General features: G+C 66.2%; 23 protein-coding genes and 3 pseudogenes. 18 read left to right on the top strand and 8 right to left on the bottom strand.

Translation table 11 applies throughout. The features are described from left to right. Nucleotides 1-1,359 carry a cytochrome P450 gene (locus tag IBX22_RS07205; RefSeq protein ID WP_194814551.1) on the top strand — a complete coding sequence of 453 codons (1,359 nt, stop codon included), beginning with the start codon at nt 1-3 and terminating at the stop codon, nt 1,357-1,359. Nucleotides 1,360-1,377: 18 nt separating this feature from the next. Here IBX22_RS07205 and IBX22_RS07200 read toward each other — a convergent pair whose 3' ends face one another. Then, a complete protein-coding gene (locus tag IBX22_RS07200; protein ID WP_194814550.1) occupies nt 1,378-1,770 on the bottom strand; it encodes a hypothetical protein in 393 nt (130 codons plus the stop codon). An 8-nt stretch (nt 1,771-1,778) separates the two neighbouring features. Continuing rightward, nucleotides 1,779-2,450 carry a helix-turn-helix transcriptional regulator gene (locus IBX22_RS07195; RefSeq protein ID WP_194814549.1) on the bottom strand — a complete coding sequence of 224 codons (672 nt, stop codon included), beginning with the start codon at nt 2,448-2,450 and terminating at the stop codon, nt 1,779-1,781. Between the two features lie 332 nt (nt 2,451-2,782). Between IBX22_RS07195 and IBX22_RS07190 the strand changes: the two genes are divergently transcribed. The 13 genes and pseudogenes from IBX22_RS07190 to IBX22_RS38480 all read left to right on the top strand — a co-directional run bounded on the left by IBX22_RS07190 (nt 2,783) and on the right by IBX22_RS38480 (nt 11,721). Further along, complete coding sequence (locus IBX22_RS07190) at nt 2,783-3,019, top strand: AlpA family transcriptional regulator (RefSeq protein WP_194814548.1); 237 nt, start codon at nt 2,783-2,785, stop codon at nt 3,017-3,019. 139 nt (nt 3,020-3,158) lie between these two features. Continuing rightward, complete coding sequence (locus IBX22_RS07185; RefSeq protein WP_194814547.1) at nt 3,159-3,887, top strand: hypothetical protein; 729 nt, start codon at nt 3,159-3,161, stop codon at nt 3,885-3,887. A 129-nt stretch (nt 3,888-4,016) separates the two neighbouring features. Beyond that, nucleotides 4,017-5,123 carry a 23S rRNA (adenine(2503)-C(2))-methyltransferase RlmN gene (gene rlmN, locus IBX22_RS07180; RefSeq protein WP_194814546.1) on the top strand — a complete coding sequence of 369 codons (1,107 nt, stop codon included), beginning with the start codon at nt 4,017-4,019 and terminating at the stop codon, nt 5,121-5,123. Between the two features lie 138 nt (nt 5,124-5,261). Beyond that, nucleotides 5,262-5,831 (top strand): annotated as a pseudogene (locus IBX22_RS07175) (radical SAM protein); the annotation flags it as partial. Between the two features lie 112 nt (nt 5,832-5,943). Then, entirely contained in the window at nt 5,944-6,108 is a 165-nt protein-coding gene (locus IBX22_RS07170; protein ID WP_194814545.1) for a hypothetical protein, read from the top strand. A gap of 173 nt (nt 6,109-6,281) precedes the next feature. Continuing rightward, complete coding sequence (locus IBX22_RS07165; RefSeq protein WP_194814544.1) at nt 6,282-6,527, top strand: hypothetical protein; 246 nt, start codon at nt 6,282-6,284, stop codon at nt 6,525-6,527. Then, nucleotides 6,460-6,600 (top strand): hypothetical protein, encoded by a 141-nt coding sequence (locus IBX22_RS38490; protein ID WP_375540205.1) that lies wholly within the window; start codon nt 6,460-6,462, stop codon nt 6,598-6,600. Before IBX22_RS07165 ends, IBX22_RS38490 begins: the two co-directional genes overlap by 68 nt. A gap of 67 nt (nt 6,601-6,667) precedes the next feature. Further along, nucleotides 6,668-6,889 (top strand): annotated as a pseudogene (locus IBX22_RS38240) (hypothetical protein); the annotation flags it as partial. Between the two features lie 198 nt (nt 6,890-7,087). Next, on the top strand, nt 7,088-7,882 hold the full coding sequence (locus tag IBX22_RS07160) for a hypothetical protein (RefSeq protein WP_194814543.1): 795 nt from the start codon (nt 7,088-7,090) through the stop codon (nt 7,880-7,882). A 33-nt stretch (nt 7,883-7,915) separates the two neighbouring features. After that, on the top strand, nt 7,916-8,806 hold the full coding sequence (locus IBX22_RS07155) for a fructosamine kinase family protein (protein WP_194814542.1): 891 nt from the start codon (nt 7,916-7,918) through the stop codon (nt 8,804-8,806). A 74-nt stretch (nt 8,807-8,880) separates the two neighbouring features. Then, nucleotides 8,881-10,089 carry a serine/threonine-protein kinase gene (locus tag IBX22_RS07150; protein WP_194814541.1) on the top strand — a complete coding sequence of 403 codons (1,209 nt, stop codon included), beginning with the start codon at nt 8,881-8,883 and terminating at the stop codon, nt 10,087-10,089. 95 nt (nt 10,090-10,184) lie between these two features. After that, nucleotides 10,185-10,532 (top strand): annotated as a pseudogene (locus IBX22_RS38485) (serine/threonine-protein kinase); the annotation flags it as partial. After that, the gene (locus tag IBX22_RS38480; protein ID WP_339401693.1) at nt 10,531-11,721 is read left to right on the top strand and encodes a hypothetical protein; all 1,191 of its coding nucleotides are present in this window, start codon (nt 10,531-10,533) and stop codon (nt 11,719-11,721) included. The pseudogene IBX22_RS38485 and the gene IBX22_RS38480, both read left to right, overlap by 2 nt. A 9-nt stretch (nt 11,722-11,730) precedes the next feature. Here the strand turns inward: IBX22_RS38480 and IBX22_RS07140 are convergent, their stop codons facing one another. Beyond that, nucleotides 11,731-12,144 (bottom strand): DUF5997 family protein, encoded by a 414-nt coding sequence (locus IBX22_RS07140; RefSeq protein ID WP_194814540.1) that lies wholly within the window; start codon nt 12,142-12,144, stop codon nt 11,731-11,733. Nucleotides 12,145-12,216: 72 nt separating this feature from the next. On the opposite strand from IBX22_RS07140, the gene IBX22_RS07135 reads away from it, so the two are divergent. From IBX22_RS07135 to IBX22_RS07125, 3 genes are all read left to right on the top strand, one after another. Next, nucleotides 12,217-13,176: a LysR family transcriptional regulator gene (locus IBX22_RS07135; RefSeq protein ID WP_194814539.1), complete on the top strand. Its 960-nt coding sequence runs from the start codon at nt 12,217-12,219 to the stop codon at nt 13,174-13,176. Nucleotides 13,177-13,301: 125 nt separating this feature from the next. After that, nucleotides 13,302-14,465, top strand: a complete 1,164-nt coding sequence (locus IBX22_RS07130) for a BTAD domain-containing putative transcriptional regulator (protein ID WP_194814538.1) — start codon at nt 13,302-13,304, stop codon at nt 14,463-14,465. A gap of 199 nt (nt 14,466-14,664) precedes the next feature. Then, nucleotides 14,665-14,862: a hypothetical protein gene (locus IBX22_RS07125; RefSeq protein ID WP_194814537.1), complete on the top strand. Its 198-nt coding sequence runs from the start codon at nt 14,665-14,667 to the stop codon at nt 14,860-14,862. Here IBX22_RS07125 and IBX22_RS07120 read toward each other — a convergent pair whose 3' ends face one another. The 5 genes from IBX22_RS07120 to dxr all read right to left on the bottom strand — a co-directional run bounded on the left by IBX22_RS07120 (nt 14,863) and on the right by dxr (nt 21,424). Then, a complete protein-coding gene (locus IBX22_RS07120; protein WP_194814536.1) occupies nt 14,863-16,653 on the bottom strand; it encodes a penicillin-binding transpeptidase domain-containing protein in 1,791 nt (596 codons plus the stop codon). Between the two features lie 63 nt (nt 16,654-16,716). Next, nucleotides 16,717-17,580, bottom strand: coding sequence for a GNAT family N-acetyltransferase (locus IBX22_RS07115; RefSeq protein ID WP_309234469.1), 864 nt, complete (start codon nt 17,578-17,580; stop codon nt 16,717-16,719). 56 nt (nt 17,581-17,636) lie between these two features. Next, nucleotides 17,637-18,791 (bottom strand): flavodoxin-dependent (E)-4-hydroxy-3-methylbut-2-enyl-diphosphate synthase, encoded by a 1,155-nt coding sequence (gene ispG / locus IBX22_RS07110; RefSeq protein WP_194814534.1) that lies wholly within the window; start codon nt 18,789-18,791, stop codon nt 17,637-17,639. 129 nt (nt 18,792-18,920) lie between these two features. Continuing rightward, nucleotides 18,921-20,123, bottom strand: coding sequence for an RIP metalloprotease (locus IBX22_RS07105; protein ID WP_194814533.1), 1,203 nt, complete (start codon nt 20,121-20,123; stop codon nt 18,921-18,923). Between the two features lie 158 nt (nt 20,124-20,281). Beyond that, nucleotides 20,282-21,424: a 1-deoxy-D-xylulose-5-phosphate reductoisomerase gene (gene dxr, locus IBX22_RS07100; RefSeq protein WP_309234468.1), complete on the bottom strand. Its 1,143-nt coding sequence runs from the start codon at nt 21,422-21,424 to the stop codon at nt 20,282-20,284. A 140-nt stretch (nt 21,425-21,564) separates the two neighbouring features. On the opposite strand from dxr, the gene IBX22_RS07095 reads away from it, so the two are divergent. After that, nucleotides 21,565-21,852 carry a DUF2631 domain-containing protein gene (locus IBX22_RS07095; protein WP_194814531.1) on the top strand — a complete coding sequence of 96 codons (288 nt, stop codon included), beginning with the start codon at nt 21,565-21,567 and terminating at the stop codon, nt 21,850-21,852. Nucleotides 21,853-21,862 lie beyond the last annotated feature (10 nt).

Here is a 21,862-nt window from a genome sequence, read left to right as displayed (position 1 = left end):
ATGACGAAACCTACTGCGGCGCAGAGCATTCCGCATCCTCCTAAGCGTGTGCCGATTCTGGGTGATGTGCTGGGCATGGATCGCAAACGCCCGAACCAGAAGACGTTGTGGCAGTTCAGCCAGCTCGGGCCGTTGTATCGGCGTACGTTCGTCGGCGGCATCCATTTGACCTTCGCCGGGTCGTCGGACCTCATGCGCGAGGTCATCGACGAGAAGTCCTGGCAGCGCCATTTCGCCCGCCCGTACGAGAAGCTGCGCGCCATCGCCGGTAACGGTCTGTTCACCGCCTCGAACGATTCGATGGAGTGGAAACGCGGCCACGAGGCGCTGATTCAGGGATTCGTTCCCGCCGCCCTCGCCGACTACCACGACGCCTTCGTCCACGTGGCGGAGCAGACCGCGCAGTGGCTCGGACAGGGGCGTACCGTCACCGACACCGCCGCGATGATGGGCGATGCCGCATTGGAGGCCATCGGGCTGGCCGGGTTCGGCTACCCCGTCGGCGCATTCACCGATCGCGACACCGGCCGAAACCCGTTCGCCGACGCGCTCACACGAGTGTTCGCCTACGCCCAGGAGTCGGCAATCCCCGTGGTGGGCAAGCTGACCGGTGGCAAGCGCGCCCGCCAGAACGACGCGGATGTCGCGTTCATGAAGGGCGTGGTGTCCGAGGTGATTGAGGCGCGGCGACAGTCCGGCCAGCGGTACCCGGATCTGCTGGACCGCATGATGTACCCCGTCGAGGGGCCGGCGCTGCCCGACGACAACCTTGTCGAACAAGTCTTGACGCTTTTCGTTGCAGGGCACGAGACCACCGGCAACCTGCTGGCCTTCGTGGCGCACTTCCTGGCCAACGACCCGGAACTGGCCGCGCGCGTACGCGCAGAGGCCAGCGCACTGACCACCGACGGCCGTATCGCCTACGATGACGTGGCCAAGCTCGAGGTCACCGACGCGGTGATCGCCGAAGCGCTCCGCCTATGGCCTGTGGCGCCGGGCTTCTTCCGCGAAGCCCGCCAGGACACCACCCTGGGCGGATACCCCATCGCCGCGGGCGAATGGGTGTTCGTACTGCTGTTGGCGGTACACCGTGATCCGGCGGTGTGGGGGCACGACGCGGACGAGTTCCGCCCTGATCGCTGGATGGGCGGCTTCCGGCCCAAACCCTGGGCATATCGACCGTTCGGCACCGGCCCGCGCGCCTGCATAGGCCAGGCTTTCGCGCTACACGAAGCGAAACTGCTCATCGCGTCACTGGTGCGCGATTACGCCCTCACCGCACACGGCGAACTCGATGTCGAGGAGAATCTGACGTTGCGCCCGGCGAATCTGGAAATCGGGTTCCGTCGCATCGAATGACGCGCAGCCGGAGGCTGACTATCGGGTGCGGACAGGCAGCGCGCGAAGATCGGCGATCAGCTCCCTGAGCTTGTCGCGGGTCAACGCCCGCGCCGCAACGTGCTGCACTCCGCGATCACGCGCCAGGGTCCACAGTTGTAGCCGCAGGTCGATATCCACATCTTCGTCGCCGACCGGCAGCAGGTACGCCACATCGGTGACACCGCACAGTGCGCACAGCGCGTCCGCGACCTCGCGCGTGATCTCCACGACCGAACCGGTGCGCAGAGCCGCGATTTCGCCGGGGTCCACCGTCCGCCCCAGCGCCTCGGTCAGCGCGGCAGCGATCTCGAGGTTGTCCATCGCCGGTTCGTCCCAACGGTGCGAATAGGCGATCATGCGGTTGATCTTTCCAGCTAGCGACAGTGCCATGAGAGTCCTCACCGGTTGATCCGTCGGGTTGCCGAAAGTGTCTGTTCCCTCTGTGACCACCGCTGCGCGAACTCCTCCGCCCGCTCGGACTCCGATTCCGGCAGTCGCCCCAGTAGCCACCGCAGATACATCAACTCTGTGTGGTCGTCGGCGGTGGGTGCCTGCGGCGTACGGCGCAGATAGTGGCCCAACAGCATCTCGATAGTGGCCGCGCTCAATGTCTTATCGAAGCGCTGATGCTCGATATCCGCGATAGTCCACGCCCTCAGCATGCGGTCAGCGATGGTGTTCATGCCCTCCACCAGCGGTGCGAGACGTTCATCATCGCCCGCGACCTCGGTCACCATCTGCGCCATCCGCACCGTGTCCTGAAACAGGTTGGCCGGGATCGGAACGTAGAGCACCTTTGACGTCGGTTGGGGCTCATTAGCGATGTCGATGACCCTCGGCGGCAGGTGCTTGGTGAAGGCGTCCGATGCGGAGCCTTCCTCCCATCCCAGCACCGTGTCCAGCCTGGGCAGGGTGTCATTGCGGATTCGTCCGGCCTCGCCGTTTTCGATCTTGTCGATCGTCCTCGGGTTCAGCCCCACGGCCGCATGAATCGCCTGCTTGGACAGGCCCAGCTCTGCACGCCGTGCCTGCACTACCTGCCCTAGGTACTCGGGGTGTTGTGTAGTCATCGCCTCGACTCTGTGTAGAAGGGCTCGCAGAACGCGCTGCTATACCCACATTGCCGTCGATACTACATGACCTGGCTGCGCATCTCATGCCCACGCGATCTGTAGTTACCTTCGTCATATCCAGACGTTCTCAGGATTTAGTACATGGTCTCACTACCGATTCTATGCACTTAGCAGGTTGAAACCGTGCAGTTAACTGCGTACTGTGGCAGGCGCAGAACAGGTAGCCGCACGTCAGGCCCCATGTGGTGCCCGTGTCGTCGAGCCTGTGCTCGGCACCGAGCTAGCTCACAGACGCCAATCGGCTACCACATCAACTAAGGAAAAAGGCAATGGACAACACCACCGACATCTGGCTGACGAGCAAGGAAGTCGCACTACGCCTCAAGGTCGAGGTCTGCACGCTGGACAGCTGGGCCTACACCGGCACCGGACCCGACTTCATCAAGCCGGGACGATTTCGTCGCTATGCCCTGGCCGACATCCTCGCGTGGGAGGACCGACTCCGGGCCGAAGCGAAACTTCGGCGGCAAATTGCCCAGGCCAACGTCCGTCGCCACGTCGCCTAACCGATCCCGGGCTGAAGGATCAGCAGAGGTTTGCCTGATCGACGCAGGGGCTTCGCGGACGCGCCCTTGCTGGCGCACAAGCGCTAGTCGAAATCACTCGCGCAATCGTCGCCATCAATCCACACAACTCAGGTATGAAATGAACAAGCAGCCCGAAAATAATGTTTCGATCTTCGATCCCAGTCGGCGGAAGCCGAGACCGATCGGCGTCGCCGCAAGCAGAATCGTCCTCGTCATGCCGACGTTGGAGATGCCTCGCCATCACCCGGATGCACTGTTTGCGGCGGTACGCATGATTCAGGAACTCGTGCCTGATGAGGTTGTCCACCTGGGCGATCCTGGCGAGCCATCGCACGTAGAAAATCGGTATCTCAGCACCCTGCGGCGGTCGTATCGCGGAGCGATAGGGTTCCAATTCTCGGCGGGTTTGAACTTCAGTAAGTACGACGTCAGCCCGCTGCCGCCTGCGTATGAGCTTGACGCCAACTGGATCGCGGTAGACCAGCCTGCCGTTCCTGTCGCGATCGGACCGGGTGAAACAGCCCTTCGCGCAGCTATCGCGGCCGGTCGATCGGTAGTCACGGCTGCTACGAAGCGTTGCGGTGTGGGCCGGCAGACTCGGATCTATCCGGACGGGCGTCGAAAGATTCTCATCGGACTCGAAGTCGGCCACATGACAAATTCGTCTTCCGTCGCGCCGGGAGCATCCACCAAAGCGCACAGGGAATCAGTGGCGGTCGCGGCATTCGAGTTTCGTGCCGATGGATCAAGCCAGCATCACATATTGCGCTATTCGCCCCAGGGCTATCATATTCCCGAAGCTCTGCGACAGTTGGCGAGCGTCCGCAATTACCGGACTGCATCCTGATCGAAATTCGTTCTCCGCAAGTCGGCGCGTAAAACCGGCGCTCAATCTCCAACCGTTGTACCAACGGTGAGGGTCGTGCGACAGCGCACCCGGAAGCCCCTGCGTTCCATGTGAGACAATAGACGCACTATGACGTCATTGCCCTTGGTATTCAACGCCCCGACCCGCGGCCTTCCTCCCCGCCATCTAGCGGACATGTCCACGGAGGACCGCCGCGCGGCCGTTGCTGCCATCGGTGAGAAGCCCTTTCGCGCAAACCAGCTTTCGAACCACTACTTCGGACGTCTGACTACGGACCCCGATGCAATGACGGATATTCCGGCATCTGTTCGAACTCGCCTGTCCGAAGAGCTGATGCCTCAATTGTTCACTGAGGTTCGCACGATCTCCTGCGACAGCGGAACGACCTTGAAAACCCTACTTCGCGCACACGACGGGTCGCTTATCGAAACCGTTCTGATGCGATATCCGGATCGGGCGACCCTGTGCATTTCAAGCCAAGCAGGGTGTGGCATGGCCTGTCCTTTCTGTGCGACCGGACAGGGTGGGCTCACTCGTAATCTTTCTACCGCCGAAATAGTCGACCAGGTTCGTCTGGGCGCGGCTGCGATCCGCGACGGTAAAATGAGCGGTGGCCCCGGACGGCTCTCGAATATCGTATTTATGGGAATGGGTGAACCTCTCGCCAACGTGAGCAGGGTCATTAACGCGATTCACCGAATCGCTGATCCTGCTCCGGCTGGTCTTGGAATATCTCAGCGCTCCATTACTGTTTCGACAGTCGGAGTCGTACCGGCTATTAGGCGGCTGTCGGAACAGGGCTTGCAAGTGCGCTTGGCAGTTTCGCTCCATACTCCGGATGACGAATTGCGCAACACTCTGGTGCCGATCAACGAGCGATGGGATGTCGCCGAAGTTCTCGATGCCGCGCGAGCTTATGCCGACCGAACTGGTCGAAGAGTATCGATCGAATATGCATTGATTCGAGATATCAACGATCAGCCCTGGAGAGCAGACCTGCTCGGCAAATTGCTCCGGAAGCATCTGGCCCAGCTCGTTCACGTGAATCTGATTCCTCTCAACCCGACGCCCGGCAGCAAATGGGACGCCAGCCCCAAGCCTGTCCAGGATGAGTTTGTCCGGAGAGTGATCGCATCCGGCGTGAGCTGCACCGTACGCGATACGCGCGGCCAGGAGATCGCCGCCGCCTGCGGTCAGCTGGCGGCCGAGGAATAGGGGTTAAATCCCAACTTCATACGGGGCGGGCTGCGCTGTACTGCATCGAAATCCTATTCGGTGATCTGCGTTACAGAATAGCCCCCTAACCTCGTCTTTTCTGACATAAGTACTGGTCAGGGCATTTGTAAAACGGGGGGCATGGGCGAACCCCTCGCCAACTACAAGCGCGTGGTCGCGGCCGTGCGCCGCATCACCGCACCCGCCCCGGACGGCTTCGGCATTTCCCAGCGCAACGTGGTGGTGTCGACGGTGGGTCTGGCCCCGGCCATCCGCAAACTCGCCGACGAGGACCTGTCGGTGACTTTGGCTGTGTCCCTGCACACTCCGGACGACGAACTCCGAGACACGTTGGTACCGGTCAACAATCGCTGGCCGGTCGCCGAAGTCCTCGACGCCGCACGGTATTACGCGGACAAGTCCGGCCGCCGCGTGTCCATCGAATACGCCCTGATCCGCGATATCAACGATCAGCCGTGGCGTGCGGACATGCTCGGCAAGAAGCTACACAAAGCCCTGGGCTCCCGAGTGCACGTCAACGTCATCCCGCTCAACCCCACCCCCGGCAGCAAATGGGACGCCGCCCCGAAACCTGTCGAACGCGAATTCGTCCGCCGCGTCAACGAACAGGGCGTCCCCTGCACCGTCCGCGACACCCGCGGCCAGGAAATCGCCGCCGCCTGCGGCCAGCTCGCCGCGGAGAACTGACACCAGGGGTTCCGCCCCGCGGGCCAATCGTGACGGCCGCAAACCCGTTGAAGACGAATGTGTTTGGTGCGTAGCGCCGTTGGCTGTTGTCTGACGTGCGACGATGTCGGACGTGCCGGAGACGATCGCCACTATTACTGCCATCCAGGACGGATGGCGGGTCCGCAGCCCCAGCGGGCTGGAAGTTGTGGTCGACGACGTGCGGTTCGCGCGCTACGAGATCGCCAAGCTGATCGACCCGACCGCTGGTACGAGCTGTCCCGCGAACTCGGTCTGATCGATGGCGACAGCGAAGCGGTCCACGACTTCACGGTTTTCTTCGATTGGAACAACGACACGAGCCGACTCGCGGTTTTCGCGGATGCGCCGCCGGAGGGTTGTCGATGGTTTCCCGAAGGGCCGGGCCTGCACTGCCTGCGTCGGGGTGCGAATCGGTGGGACGCGATCGCAGTGCTGGCCGCGGAACTTCGCGAGCGTCACGGTGTCACTATTGATTTCGGATACGAAAAGGACGAGTGGGACGGCGAACCGGACCGCATCGCCCATCTCCTGCTGAATGCCGTCAACCGGGCAAAATCGAGTGGCGTCACCGAGCCCCAGCTGCTGAGCTTCCTCGCCACGATCCTCGGTGGGACCAACAAAGTGCCCAACGGTGCATCCGAACGCGGACGAGTCGGTGATCGATTCAGCCATTGACGAGTGGCTGCAATCGCGACCATATGAACCGCTCGGCGAAGGGCGAGGCCGACCATCGGCCAGGTTCGCGTGAACCCGCTCGAGGCCGCCCTTCGGAAGGCGGCTTCCGATCTCGACCAGCGCGGATGCCACTGGACGACCTAATCGCATTGAAGTTGCTTGCCCGCGACGACGAGAGTCGTCCGCAGGACAGCGCAGATCTCAGGAGCCTTGCTGAGGTCGCGAGCGCGAGGGATCTGACGGATGCTGCCGAGGCGATTCGGTTGATCACGGAGCGAGGATTCAATCGAGACCGTGAACTTGTCCAGCTGCTGGCGGATTTGCCCAGACCGCCGAGCGGCGGCTGGTCAGGCGAACGATGATGACAGGACGTCCCGGCATCGGTCCGTGACATTGCGGCGAACCCACCGCTGCGTGGCGGGATCAAGCCTTTTCTCCAGGTGATCGTGTCGTACTCGCAACCGCAGTAGAGCCTGGGAGGGGGCAGCGGCCGGTATTCTGCGTGGAAAGTACGTCTCGGTCTGTTTTCGCAGCGTCACGCCCGCGCAGAGGAGCACCGTATGACTTCGCCCTTCGATCCCGATCAGCCCTATGACCCGCAAGGGGAGCGGCGGTACGAGGAGTACCCCGGGCAGGGGGAGCAGCAGTATTACGCGCAAGGGCAGCCGGGTGGGTTTGCCGAGCCGGTGCGGTTTTCGGCGAGTAATGCGGTGTCGTTCGCGTGGCAGCGATTCAAGGCGAATCCGGTGCCGTGGGTTGGGGTGACGGCGCTGTTCGGGATTCTGCTGGGGGTGGTCACCGGGGCGACCGGTGGGTTCGATACCGATGTCGAGACGGCCGGTGTGCTGACGTTGAGCGCGGTGCTTACCTGGTTGCTGACCACGCTGTTCTGGAATGTCTTCACGCAGGCGGGGCTGGCGGAGGTGGCGGGGGAGCGGCCCAGTCTCAACCGGTTCACCACGTTGAAGAACTTCGGGCAGTTTCTGATCGCCTCCGTGGTGATCGGCGTTCTCGGGGTGGTCGCGCAGGTGCTGGTCGGGGCCGGGGGTGCGCTGCTCACGCTTCTCGGTGTGCTGTGCGGGATCGCTTCACTGGTGGTTGCGTTCCTGCTGCAGTGGACCTACCTGTTCATCATCGATCGCGATCTGGGCGCGGCGGATGCGATTCGGGCCAGCGCCGCCGCGATCCGTGCCAATGTCGGTCCGATGCTGCTGCTGACGGTCACGCTGGCCGCACTCAATGTCGTCGGCGCGATTCTGTGCGGTCTCGGTCTGCTCGTCACGATCCCGCTGTCGGTTATCGCTTCGGCCTGGGCCTATCGGATGCTCACCGGTAGCGCGACGACCGCAGGCTGACTCTCGGGCCGCACTGCTCGTAGGCTCTGGCGCATGGATCTCGCATGGCTTCGCGCCAACCCGCGGCAGCTGGGAATGATGGTGGAGCATCAGCGTATTCGGGTGACGCCGGTGGCCGGCGGGGACATCTGCGTCGCCGAACGGCTGACCCTCGACGATGGGCATGAGCTGTTCACGAAACGGCGGCCGACACCGCCGCCCGCGGACTTCTTCGCCGCGGAGGCTGCTGGTCTGCGGTGGCTCGCGGTGCCGGGGGGACCGCCGCTGCCGGAGGTGATCGCGGTGGATGCCCGCACCATTGCCATGGCGTGGATCACCCATGGATCGCCCACAGCGGCAGCCGCAGAGGAATTCGGCCGCGGGCTGGCGACACTGCACCGAGCCCCGTGCCCGTCTTTCGGCGCCGAGTGGCCCGGTTACATCGGTACCGAACCGCTGGACAACACCCCAGCTGAAGCGGACGCCACCTGGCTGGAGTGGTATCGCGCCCGGCGGATCGAACCGTATCTGCGCCGCTCCCGAGATGCCGGGGCGCTTACCGCCGGTGATGTCGCGGCCGTCGAGGCGGCTCTCGACCGGGCCGACCCACCGGAGGAGCCCGCCTCCCGGCTGCACGGCGATCTGCATCCCGGCAATCTGTTGTGGGGCCGCGATCAGGCGTGGCTGGTCGACCCCGCCGCGCACGGCGGACACCGCGAGACCGACCTGGCGACGCTGCGCCTGTTCGGCGGTGCGCCACACCTGGATCGGATCATGTCCGCCTACCAGGAGCACTATCCGCTCGCTGCCGGCTGGGCGGAACGAATCGGCCTGCACCAGCTGCATTTGGCGCTCGTGCACACTACCCTTTTCGGTCGCGCTTTCGCGGGTCTGGTGCGTGCCGCCGCCGCGAACGATGGGCCGGAGCCTGAGCCGACCGGGTAGCATCCGAGCAAACCGCCCGGAAGTTCGAAGAGTTGCACGGATCTCCGCCTGCGCTCGAGGGGAAGGAGAGTTACGTGCTGGAGCCTGGTGATGTCTTCGCCGGTTACACCATCGAACGACTACTCGGCCGGGGTGGCATGGGCTCGGTGTATCAGGCGCGGCATCCGCGCCTGCCCCGCCTGACGGCGCTGAAGCTGCTGAGCCGGGAACTGTACGAGGACGAGGAGATCCGGGCCCGCTTCGAACGGGAAGCGGATCTCGTTGCGCAGCTGGATCATCCGAACATCGTCACGGTGTTCGACCGCGGCCTCGAAGACGAGCAGCTGTGGATCTCCATGCAGTACATCGACGGGATCGACGCGTCCTCGGTGGATCCGCGCAAGCTGCCCCCGCAGCGCGCCGCGCAGATCGTCGCCGAAACCGCTGCGGCACTGGACTACGCGCACCGGATGAACGTGCTGCACCGCGACGTGAAACCGGCGAACATCCTGCTGGCCAAGGGCGCCGGCCGGGAACGGGTGCTGCTCACCGACTTCGGGATCGCGCGCCCGCGCGAGGACACCAAACAGCTCACCCAGACCGGAACCTTCACCGCCACACTGGCTTACGCCGCCCCCGAACAGCTCACCGGCGCGAAGCTGGACGACCGCACGGACCAGTACTCGCTGGCGTGCAGCCTGTACTGGCTGCTCAGCGGCTCGGTGCCGTTCGAATCCCCGCACGCCGCCGCGGTCATCCAGGGGCACCTGCAGCAACCGCCACCGCCGGTGAGTGCGTTGCGGCCGGATCTCCCGCAGGCTCTCGATCAGGTGATGGGCCGCGCCCTGGCGAAAAGACCCGCGGACCGCTATGGCTCGTGCGTCGAATTCGCGGCGGCGGTGCAGCGCGTGCTATCCGGCACCAGCGCCGGGCACCGCCCGTCCACCGGCCCGACACCCATGCCGATGCAGGTCGCCGCGCACACGCCGCACCCGATGCCGACCGCGCAACCGAGCACCGGCCAGCAGTCCCAACCGCATCACACGCCCACCCCGCAGCCCATGCCCTACCAGCAGCCGCGGCCCCAGCACACCGGAAATCAGCTACCCGCAACCGGTTACGGCCAGCCCGGCTACCAGTCCGGGCCCGGATATCAGGCTGGGCCCGGGTACCAGCCCGGCGGCTACCGCCCGCCGCAGCAACCGGCGCAGGGAATGGCCTCGAACATGAAGATCCTGCTGGCCATCCTGGGCGCAGTGATGTTCCTGACCATCATCGCCTTGATCTGGGCCATGGCCGCCTGACCGAACGCGGTGCGGGGTAGAAGGGGAGTTACGTGCTGCGACCGGGGGACGTCTTCGCCGGGTACACGATCGAACGTCTGCTGGGGCAAGGCGGAATGGGTGCGGTCTATCAGGCCCGCCACCCGCGCCTGCCCCGGCAGATCGCGCTCAAGCTGCTGAACCGGGAGCTGTTCGCGGACAACGAGATTCGTGCTCGCTTCGAGCGGGAGGCGGATCTCGTGGCACAGCTGGATCACCCGAACATCGTCACGGTGTTCGACCGCGGCGACGAGGACGAACAGCTGTGGATCTCCATGCAATACATCGACGGGATCGATGCGTCGTCGGTGGATCCGCGGACCCTGCCGCCGGTCCGAGCCGCGCAGATCATCGCGGAAACCGCTGCGGCACTGGACTATGCGCACCGGATGAACGTCCTGCACCGTGATGTGAAGCCCGCCAATATCCTGCTCGCCCGCGACGCCGGCCAGGAACGGGTGCTGCTCACCGACTTCGGGATCGCGCCCCCGCGAGGACACCGGCCATCTCACCCGAACCGGAAGCTTCACCGCCACACTGGCTTTCGCCGCCCCGGAGCAGCTCACCGGCGCGCAGCTGGATCACCGGACGGATCAGTATTCGCTGGCGTGCAGCCTGTACTGGCTGCTCAGCGGCACCGCGCCGTTCGAATCACCGCACATGGCAACGGTTATCCAGGGGCATCTGCAACAACCGCCGCCGCCGATGAGCAGTCTGCGGCCCGGTCTGCCCCGCGAGCTCGACGATGTGCTTGCTCGTGCGCTGGCGAAACGCCCCGATGAACGGTACGACTCGTGCACCGAGTTCGCGGCGGCAGTGCAGCGGGTGCTGTCCGGAACGCCTGGGCCGATGGCGGCCGCCGCGCACACGCCACACCCGATGCCCGCGCAGCCCTACGCCGGAAGTCGGCCTCCCGCAGGCGGTTACGCACCCCAGCCGACTCCGGCGCAGTGGCCGGCGAGTGGATACCCGCCGTCCGGATACCGACCACCGGTCCGGCGCCGACGGTCCGGCGGCCGGACCGCGCTGATCGTTCTGGGTGTGATCAGCACCCTGATCGCCGGTTGCGGAATCTGGGTCTGGCAGGACGAAACGACCTGGGTTTCCCAGATCACCGGTCGCTCGAAAGGCCACCAGGATCTGCGCGCGATGGCCGCGGCCTTCCCCCAGATGTTGCCGAGCGACGTCCGGGAGAAGGGTACGGGCTACAACGGAGCCGGGTGCCGGCCCACGGCCAAATGGGAGAAGTCCTATCCCCAGGATGGCGATCTGACAGCCCTGGACCCGTGGCAATCGCGGTGGGAGTGCTCGCTCGGGAGCAAGGGCAAAATGGCGTACACGTTCTACACCTACGAATCGGCGCAGCGGCAGCAACAGGCCTCGAGCGCGTTCGGCGCGAAAGCCCAGCGGTTCGGCGCCCATACCGTCGTCGGGAGCCGCACCGACTTCCGCCTCATCTACAAGAACGGGTCCGGCGACCAAGTCGCGATCGTCGTCTCGACGTTCAGCGAAACCTCCCGCGACCGGTGGCTCCTGACCTTCGAACCACCCGTGCTGGGCGCCGGGGCGATCGAGGACCTGTACAAGGCGGTCCAGGAAGCGCCACTCGGCTGAGGCCCGAGATCAGCCGCGGTTCTTGGCCGGGCGGTTGGAGGCAGCTCGGCGTTCGGCTTCCTTGGCCTTGACGCGCTCCGCTTCGGCCTGGACGGCGACGAAGTTGGCGCGTTCGCGGACCAGCCATTCCGGCGGGTCGGCCAGCAAGGACTCGATCTCGGCGGCGGTGAGAGCGTCGGCGACGTCGGCGCGCTGCAGGCCGCTGTTGGAGATGCCGAGTTTGCGTGCGCTGATGTCACGCGGGAACGGACCGGTGCGGCGCAGTTCGGTCAACCATTCCGGGGGATCGGTGCGCAGGGCTTCGAGCTGGGCGCGGGTGAACGAGGAATTGCGAAACTCCTCGGGGGTCGCCGGAAGGTAGATGCCGAGCTTGGTTGCCGCCGTCAGCGGCTTCATCATCTGCGAATTCTTCTCCTGGCTCACCCGGCCAGCATAGTCGGAGCTACCGGGGGTGGTTCGCAGGTGACCCGGTGGGGGTGCAATACGCTTGTTCGAATGAACCGGTTTTCCTCGATCGACGTCGAGCGTCTGCGCTGGTTTGCCGCGGTTGCCGAGGAGCTGCATTTCGCGCGGGCGGCGAAGGCGCTGCATATTTCCCGGCAGCGATTGAGTCAGACGGTCATCGAACTGGAAGACGAGCTGGGCACGAAACTCTTTGTGCCGGGTGCGTCTCCGACGGAGTTGACCGACGACGGGCGAGAACTGCTGCACGCGGCGCGGGAGCTGATCGTGCGCGCCGAGTCGGAGAGTCAGGAGCAAACCTCGGATGCGCCCGGCGCGCTGCGGGTCGGGTTCGTCCCCGGTGTCACGGTCTCGAAGTGGACCCGGATCTGGAGTGAGCGATTCCCGGATACTCCGCTGCAAGTGGTCGCGCTCACGGCTGCCGACCCACTACCCGCGTTGCAGGAGGGCCGGGTCGACATGTGCTTCGTGCGGCTGCCGATCGACCGGGACGGGCTCAGCGCGATCCCGCTGTATCGCGAGCTGCCGGTGGTCGTGGTGCCCAAGGAGCACCCGATCTCGCTGTTCACCGAGGTCCGGCTGGCCGATCTCGACGATGAGAAGATGCAGGACGCAAGCGATATCGACGAGGCGGCCGTGATCTTCGAGATGGTCGCGGCCGGGGTCGGCCAAGCCATCGTCCCGCACTCCATCGCGCGCTTGCATGCGCGGCGTGATCTGGTCTACCGGACCGTCGCCGACGCTCCGGACAGCGAAATCGTGCTGGCCTGGCCGACCGCGAACACCAACGATCTGACCGAGGAGTTCGTCGGTGTGGTGCGGGGCCGCTCCGAGCGCAGCTCGCGGTCGCCGTCGGGGCAGAGTCAGCCGCAGAAGCCCGGCGCCGCAAAGAAACCCGCGTCCGCCAAGAAGCCTGCCGCGACGCGCAAGCCAGGTTCGGGCGGTAAACCCGCGGCCGCCAAGAAGAAGCCGGTCAAGCGGCGCGGACGGTAGCGCGAGGGCGTTTGTCGACGCGGCTGGCTATGCTGGACGCACTCGCGGAAAGGGCAGGCCGCGAGACAGACTCGCCCTGCGCTGGGCGGATCGGCCACGGTAGCGCGGGTTGGGAGGGAGCTCCGATGGAGTCGACCATCCACGATGGGACGGTGCTGGACGTCCGGGTACTCGGGCCGGTGCGGCTGCTGTTCGGCGGTACCGAGGTCCCGGTACCCGGCGTGAAATTGCGGGCGCTGCTCGCCATCCTGGCCATCAACCGGCGCCGAGCGGTGCCGAAAACCGCTCTGGTGCAGGCAATCTGGGAGGAAGGTCAGTCGGCCCGCTCGGTCGACGGGCTGTACGCCTACATCTCGAACCTGCGCACGGTGCTGCGCGGGGCCGGTGTGGACGATCGAGCGGTACTGCGCACCGTCTCCGACGGTTATCTGCTGGAGATCCGCGACGCGGAATGCGATGTCGGGCGCTTCGAACTGGCCCGCACGCAGGGCGCGATGGCCGCCGCGGCAGGTGATTCCGCAACGGCCGCAAGACATTTCGCCGCCGCTCTGGCGCAGTGGAGCGGCGAGCCGGTCGCCGGACTGCACGAATTGCGGTTCGCGGGCAACTTCGCCACCGATATGGCCGAACGCCGGCTGAACGCGCTCGCCGATCGGCTCGAGGCCGATATCGGGTGCGGACGGGCCGGGGCGGTGATCGGCGAACTCACCGCACTCACTGCCGAGCACCCGGTGAACGAGCGGCTGTGGCGGCTACTGATCACCGCGTTGTACCGGGCCGGCCGCCAAGCCGACGCACTCGCCGCCTGCCTGCGAATCCGCCGCAACCTCGCCGACGAACAGGGCATCGACCCCGATCCCCGCACGGTCGCGCTGGAGGAAGCCGTCCGCGGCCAGCAGCAAATGCACACCGACGCGCCGCGCCCGGGCGCGACGACCCGGGAGGCGCCCGAGATCCGCCGCCGGGCCTGGCTGCGGGTCGGCGAGAACGATCCGGTGCTGATACCGCCGCTCGGTCTGCGCATCGGCCGGGCGCCCGACAACGACGTGGTCCTCGACGACAACCGGGTCAGCCGCAAACACGCCCGCATCCTGCACCGCGAAGACGGCGTGTTCATCCGCGATCGCGATTCCGCCAACGGCGTGTACGTCAATGGCGCGCCGATCGGGTCGGACACGCCACTGTCCGACGGCGACGTCATCCGGGTCGGTTCCACCACGCTGCGTTTCGAGCTGCGCGCCGAGCGCCCGGTCGCGCCCCAGTGGGACATTTACGGCTCGCGGAACTGAGACCGGCGCCGCACCTCGTTTCGCCGCCCCGGTGTGGGGTATCTGCCGAACCATGAGCATCGGCTTGGCCATAGCGCGGTCACGGATCGGGCACAGGTCTTGGCAGCGACAGCAAACGTCTGGCAATCTTCGTGCAAGCTGCCTTCGCGCGGGCACTCCGGACTCTTCTTCCCGACTTCCGAATCAAGGGAGACCGATCATGAAGCGGTACACCACCCTGCTCGCGACCGCCGGCTTAATCGCCGGTGGCACCATCGCCGTCCAAGTGCTCGGTGGTGGTGAAGACGGTGGACCGCTGCCCTTGATCTTGGAGGCACCGAACAGCCGCGTCGAGATGTCGCACACCGAGCAGGCCGACAACCCCCTCCCGGACGCCTGGGGCCTGCTCTACCGCTGACTAATATCCGGTTGGCAATGCGGCGAGCATGTCCCGGGTGACCGCGACCGCGTTGTCCGAACTCCCGCCCTGCACCAGCAGCGTCGCGAACGCCATATCCCCGCGGAACCCGACGAACCACGAGTGCGACCCACCGCCCGCCTCGGCCTCCCCGGTCTTCCCGTAGACCTCGCCCTGATCGGCGATCCGTTCCGCGGTGCCGCCCGTGACCACCTTGCGCATCATGGCCCGCAACCCCTGCACGACCTTCGGCTCGATCGGTGGCGGCGCGTCTTCGACGGCGGTCTCCCGCCCGGCGATCAGATAGGGCACCGGCACCGAACCCCGCGCGATGGTCGCCGCCATCAAAGCCATCCCGAACGGGCTCACCAGCACCCGGCCCTGCCCGATGCCGTCCTCGGTGCGCTGCACCAAACCCGCTGCGGGCGGCACGCTTCCGGTGATCGTCGGAATCCCCAGCACCGTATAGTCCGGGCCCACGCCGAGTTTCGAGGCCGCGACGTGCAGCGCGTCGGCGGGCAACGTGCTGGCCAGCTTCGCGAACGCGGTATTGCAGGACCGCTCGTAGGCGGCGCTCATCGGGGCGTCGCCGATGCTGAACAGGTTGTAGTTGGGAATCATGCGCTCACCGATGGTGATTCGGCTCGGACAGGGCAGCACGGTGTCGGGTGTGGCGGTGCCGGTGGCTATGGCCGCCGCGGCGGTGACGGTCTTGAACACCGAACCGGGCGGATAGGCCCCGATGGTCGCGACCGGCCCGTCCCGGTCGGCTGCCGGGTTCTGCGCCACCGCGAGAATCGCGCCGGTGGACGGCTGCAACACCACCATCATGGCCTGCTCGGTGCGGGCGTCCACCGCGCGCTGGGCGGAGCTCTGCACATTGCGGTCGATGCTCAGCGCGAACGACGGCGCGGGCTGCGCCGGCACCTCGGTGAGCACGTCGTTCTCCAAGCCGTTGGCGTTGCGGGTGACCACGCTCCAGCCCGCCTTGCCGTCCACCTCCGCGATGACGGTCTTGCGGATCTGTGTCATCAGGTCCGGGGCGAACCAGCGGTCGGTGGGCAGCAGATCCCACTGCTCGGTCACGTGGACGCCGGGCAGTGCGGCGAGATCGCTTCGCACCGTGTCGTATTCGGTCTCGCTGAGTTCCGCGACCGGATAGGGTCCCTCGGTGTCCAGCGCCGCGTCCCGGATCGCCTCGGCGGTCAGCTTGGAGTCGAAGCGGCGCAGCGCCGAGGACAGCACGATCGACACCCAGCCCGGATCGGGGGCCTCGGCGGCGGTGAAGGTGATCCGGGAAACCTTGCCCGGCACCAGTACATCGGTTCCGGACTGCTCGTTGACCCGGGCGCGCGGAGCGGGGTTGTAGCGCCACTGCATGGTCTGGGTGTCGCCGAGCTTCGGATGGATATCGGAGGCGGTCCAGCGCACCCGCCATCTGCCTTCGCTGCGGCCCATGTGCAGCTGACCCGTGTAGGTCCAGGTGAGGTTCTTGGGCAGGCGCCAGCGGTAGGTGTAGTCGACGGTCCCGGCGTCGCCGTTGATCCGGACCGCGCCGGTGTGCGCGGTGAGCTCCTCGGCCTGTAGCTGGGTCCAGGCCGAATCCATTGCGGCGGCCGCTTTCTCGGGCGCGCTGGTGATCTTTGCCGCGCGGGTGAGGTCACGCTGGGCGAACGCGGTGACGAAGGCGTCGGCCGCTGCGACCGGTCCCTGCGGGTTCGTCGAGCAGCCGGCGGCGGCCACGGCGATCGCCACGATCGCGGGCAGGATCAGAAGACGTGTCGATGACATCGGCACGAATGGTAGCGCTCTGATTCAGCAAACGAAGGTGGCGCACCGTAAACCGCTTGTAGGTCAGTCGAGCAACACCGTGGCGAAGGTGGCGATCTGCCGGAATCCGATGCGCCCGTAGGCCCGCCGCGCGATGGTGTTGTAGTCGTTCACGTACAGACTCGCGGTGCGGCCCGAGGCCACCACGGCATTGGCGATGGTGGCGGTGCCCGCGGTGCCGATCCCGTGACCGCGGCGATCCGGGCGCACCCACACGCCCTGGATCTGCCCGGTGCGCCGCGACAGCGAGCCCACCTCGGCCTTGAATACCACTTCGCCGTCCTCGAAACGCGCCCAGGCCCGGCCGGATTCGATCAGGCTCTGGATCCGGCGGCGGTAGCCGCGGCCGCCGTCACCGGCGCGGGGGTCGACGCCGACCTCCTCGATGAACATGGCGATCGCCGCTTCGAGGTAGCGTTCCAATTCGTCCATCCGGGCTCGGCGGACCAGCGGGTCAGGGGTGGCCAGCGGCGGCTGACCCAGTGCGAGCAGCGGTTGTTCGCCGCGCAGCTCGCGTTCCGGGCCCCAGCGCACGGTCAGCATCTCCCACAGCGGCAGTGCGAGTTCCTGACTGCCGACCACCGAGGAGGCGATGCGCGGCCAGCGGGCCGCCCGGTCGGCGAAGGCGCGCAGCGCGTCGTGATCGCCGCGCAACGGCACCAGATTGGCGCCGGAGAAGCACAGTGACTCCGCGGGTGCGCCGCGACTCCACAGCTCACCCTGCCCGGCGCGGGTGTCGATGCCGAATTCCTGGAGTCGTGCGGCGACCATGCACGAGGCCACCGGATCGGCATCGAGCACGCGCAGGACCTGAGCCAGGTCACGGTTCGCGAGCTGACGCGCGGGCAGGTATCTCGCCCGACGCGCCGGCTCCAGCAGACTCCGCACAATCGACAGCCTGCCACGTGACAGGCTCATCTGGTACGGCTATGTAAAAACGTGACTTAGCTGATCGTCACACTGGGTTCGCCGGAGGGGACACCTTCCATGCCCTCGGCGATACGCATGGCCTCTTCGATCAGCGTCTCGACGATGAGGTGCTCGGGCACGGTCTTGATGACCTCGCCCTTGACGAAGATCTGACCCTTGCCGTTGCCGGAGGCCACACCCAGATCGGCCTCGCGGGCCTCGCCCGGGCCGTTCACGACGCAGCCCATGACGGCCACCCGCAACGGCACTTCCAGGCCTTCCAGCCCGGCGGACACCGCGTTGGCCAGGGTGTACACATCGACCTGGGCGCGGCCACAGGACGGGCAGGACACGATCTCCAGCTTGCGGGGGCGCAGGTTCAGCGACTGCAGGATCTGATCGCCGACCTTGATCTCCTCGGCGGGCGGGGCCGACAGCGACACCCGGATGGTGTCACCGATGCCCTCGCTGAGCAGCGCACCGAAGGCGACCGCCGACTTGATCGTGCCCTGGAAGGCCGGACCGGCCTCGGTCACGCCCAGATGCAGCGGGTAATCGCACTGCGCGGCCAGCTGCCGGTAGGCCTCGACCATGATCACCGGGTCGTTGTGCTTGACCGAGATCTTGATGTCGCCGAAGCCGTGCTCCTCGAACAGCGAGGCTTCCCACAGCGCCGACTCGACCAGCGCTTCCGGGGTGGCCTTGCCGTACTTCTCCATCATCCGCTTGTCCAGCGAACCGGCATTGACGCCGATGCGGATCGGAATACCCGCCGCTCCAGCTTCTTTGGCGACTTCCTTGACGCGGCCGTCGAATTCCTTGATGTTGCCGGGATTCACGCGGACCGCGGCGCAACCGGCTTCGATCGCGGCGAAAATGTACTTGGGCTGGAAGTGGATATCGGCGATCACCGGGATCTGCGACTTGCGGGCGATCGTCGCCAGCGCGTCGGCATCCTCCTGCCGCGGGCATGCGACGCGCACGATGTCGCAGCCGGAGGTGGTGAGTTCGGCGATCTGCTGCAGCGTGGCGTTGACGTCGTGGGTTTTGGTGGTGGTCATCGACTGCACCGCGATCGGGTAATCGCTGCCGACACCGACACTGCCGACCATCAACTGACGAGTCTTGCGTCGGGGCGCGAGAACGGCGACCGGTGCGGTCGGCATGCCCAATCCGATTGTGCTGGTCACTTTCGGCTGCCTACTTTCCTGCGTTTACGTGCGGGCCGTTCGCCTCCCGAGCTTAGTCGGGCAGGCGTGGCGGGGCTGTGTGACGACGGTGACATGACGGTGGAGACAACCAGTGGCGAGGGTACCGGCTCAGGGGAAGAGCTTCACCGGATTCACGATGTCGGCGGCGAGGGTGAGCAGCATGTACGCGCCGCCTATCACCACCGCGACATAGGTCAGGGGTAGCAGTTTCAGATAATCCACGGGCGCTCCGGGCGCCAGGCCCTTCCAGCGTCGCAGGGTGTTGCGGATCTTCTCGTAGAGCACCACCGCGATGTGGCCGCCGTCCAGCGGCAGCAGCGGCAGGATGTTGAACGCGCCGAGGAAGAAGTTCAGGCTCGCCAGCATCAGGATGAAGACGCTCCACAGCCCGCGTTCGGCGGTCTCGCCACCGATCCGGCTGGCGCCGTAGACGCTGACCGGGGCCTCCGGGTCGCGCGGGCCGCCGGTGACGGCGGTCACCAGCGCCGACACCTTGGCCGGCATCTGCATCAGGGACTGGAAGGTGCGCACGAACATGTCGCCGGTGAAGACGACCGAGGCGGGGATCGCGGACAGCGCGCCGTACTGCACCGGCTCGTAGAAGTCCGGGCCGACACCGACGGCGCTGACCTCTTTGCCGGGCTGGCCTTCCTCGGCGTAGCGCAGGGTGCGCTGCGGTGTGACCGGAACCGTGAGCGTCTGGCCGTCGCGGTCGACGGTGTAGGTGAAGGGCTGGGTCTGCTTCTGGGTTTCGGCCTGGAACTGCTTCCACGTCGTCACCGGGACGCCGTTGACGGCCTTGACCACGTCACCACGCTGCAGTCCGGCCTGCTGGGCCGGGCCCGGGCCGGTGCACTGCTGCAAGGTCAGGTCGGGATTCATGTTCGCGACACAGCCCATGTTGCCGAGCGCGGTCTCCGGCGGCTGATCGAAACGGGGCAGGCCCCAGCCGATCGCGAGCACCACGATCAACAGGAATCCGAGCAGGAAGTTCATCGCGATACCGCCGGACATCACCAGCAGCCGCTTCCAGGTGGCCTGCCGGTACATGGCGCGATCGAGGTCCTCGGGGGCCAGCTCGTCCAGTGCCGTCATGCCCGCGATATCGCAGAAACCGCCCAGCGGCAACGCTTTCAGGCCGTACTCGGTCTCACCGCGCTGGAAGGAGAAGACCTTCGGGCCGAAGCCGACGAAATAGCGGCGGACCTTCATGCCGGTGGCCTGGGCGGCCCACATGTGCCCGCACTCGTGCAGCGCCACCGAAATCGTGATGCCGAGGGCGAACAGCGCGAATCCCAACGCGAACACCATGTGTTTGACAGCCCTCCTGCGTGACGCAGACCTCGATGACAACGGCCCAGGAAAGCCGGACCACGCCCGACCACAGTAACCGCACCCCCGCAAACGCTCACGCAACAGTCTGCCAGGCTCGGTTCGGAGCGCGCGTCGGGATGACGCTGTGGCCAGGATTACCGGCGCGTGACAAGGACCCTTGCGAAGTCGCGCGCCCAACTGTCGGCGGCGAGCACCTCGGCCAGAGTTTCCGGTTCGGCCTGCCACCGGGCTGCGGCGTCGACCGCGCGCTGGACGGTGCGGACGATGTCGGGGAAACGGATGTGGCCGTCCAGGAAGGCCTGCACCGCGATCTCGTTGGCCGCGTTGTAAACCGCGGTAACGCTGCCGCCCGCTTCGCCGGCCTGCCGGGCCAGGTCGATCGCCGGGAACACTGTGCTGTCGACCGGTTCGAAGGTCCAGGTCGAAGCAGTGCTGAAATCGCAGGCCGCAGCCGCACCCGGGACGCGGTCGGGCCAGCCGAGCGCGAGTGCGATGGGCAGCTTCATATCCGGCGGGCTGGCCTGCGCCAGCGTCGAACCGTCGACGAAGGTGACCATGGAATGCACGATCGACTGCGGGTGCACGGTGACATCGATGCGGTCGTAGGGGACGCCGAACAGCAGATGCGTTTCGATCAGTTCCAGGCCCTTGTTGACCAGCGACGCCGAGTTGAGCGTGTTCATCAGGCCCATGGACCAGGTCGGATGTGCTTTGGCCTCGGCCGGATTCACCGATTCCAGCATCTCGGCGGTCCAGCCGCGGAACGGACCGCCCGAGGCGGTGAGCACCAGCCGGTCGACCTCCTCGGCGCGGCCACCGCGCAGGCATTGGGCCAGCGCCGAATGCTCCGAATCGACCGGGACGATCTGGCCCGGCGCGGCGGCGCGCGTCACCAGCGAACCGCCCGCGACGAGAGATTCCTTGTTGGCCAGCGCCAGGCGCGTGCCCGATTCGAGGGTGGCCAGGGTGGGTTCGAGGCCGAGCGACCCGACGAGCGCGTTGAGCACGACATCGGCTTCGGTGCGCCGGACCAGTTCGGTCACCGCGCCGGGACCGCCGAGTTCGAGGTCGAGTTCCTGCGCGGCCGCGGGATCGGCGACCGCCACATTGCGGGTGCCCGTGGCCGCCATCTGTTCGGCCAGCAGCGCGGTGTTCCCGCCGCGCGCGGCCAGCCCGGCAACTTCGAACTTGTCGGGGTTGGCGGCGATCACCTCGAGGGCTTGGGTACCAATGGATCCGGTGCTGCCGAGCAGCAGGACTCTCACGATGTCGGACACGACCCTCATTGTGGCTTACTCGAGACCGGCGCCACTGGCCCGGCCGACTTCCAACGACGCACCGTCGTATGTCACGATAACGGGCAATAGCCCCAATCGATGTGTACCCGCGAGGTACCCGAACCAGCTGAGGAGCGATCGTGGCCGCCACGGAACTCGAACCCACCACTACCGAGCGCCGGATCGTCACCCACGTCGACACCGCCGAGGTCCCCTCGGCCGCCTGGGGTTGGAGCGGCGAATCGCCCCGCACCTTCCGCATCGCGGGCCTGGTCGTCGCGCTGATCCTGCTCGGCATGCTGTTCGCCGGCGTGCAGGGCAGCTCGTCCGGCTCCGGCAATGTCGGCTACATGTTCCTGATCGGGTTCGCCGCGCTGCTGTTCGGGATCCTGATCCGCGACGCGTTCACCAAGAACAAGCCGCGCTAGCACCGCATTC

The sequence above is a fragment of the Nocardia sp. XZ_19_385 genome, from assembly GCF_015355755.1.
GTDB lineage: Bacteria > Actinomycetota > Actinomycetes > Mycobacteriales > Mycobacteriaceae > Nocardia.
The sequence above is the reverse complement of the archived record's forward strand: the minus strand, read 5'-3'. Positions and strand labels throughout refer to the sequence as shown.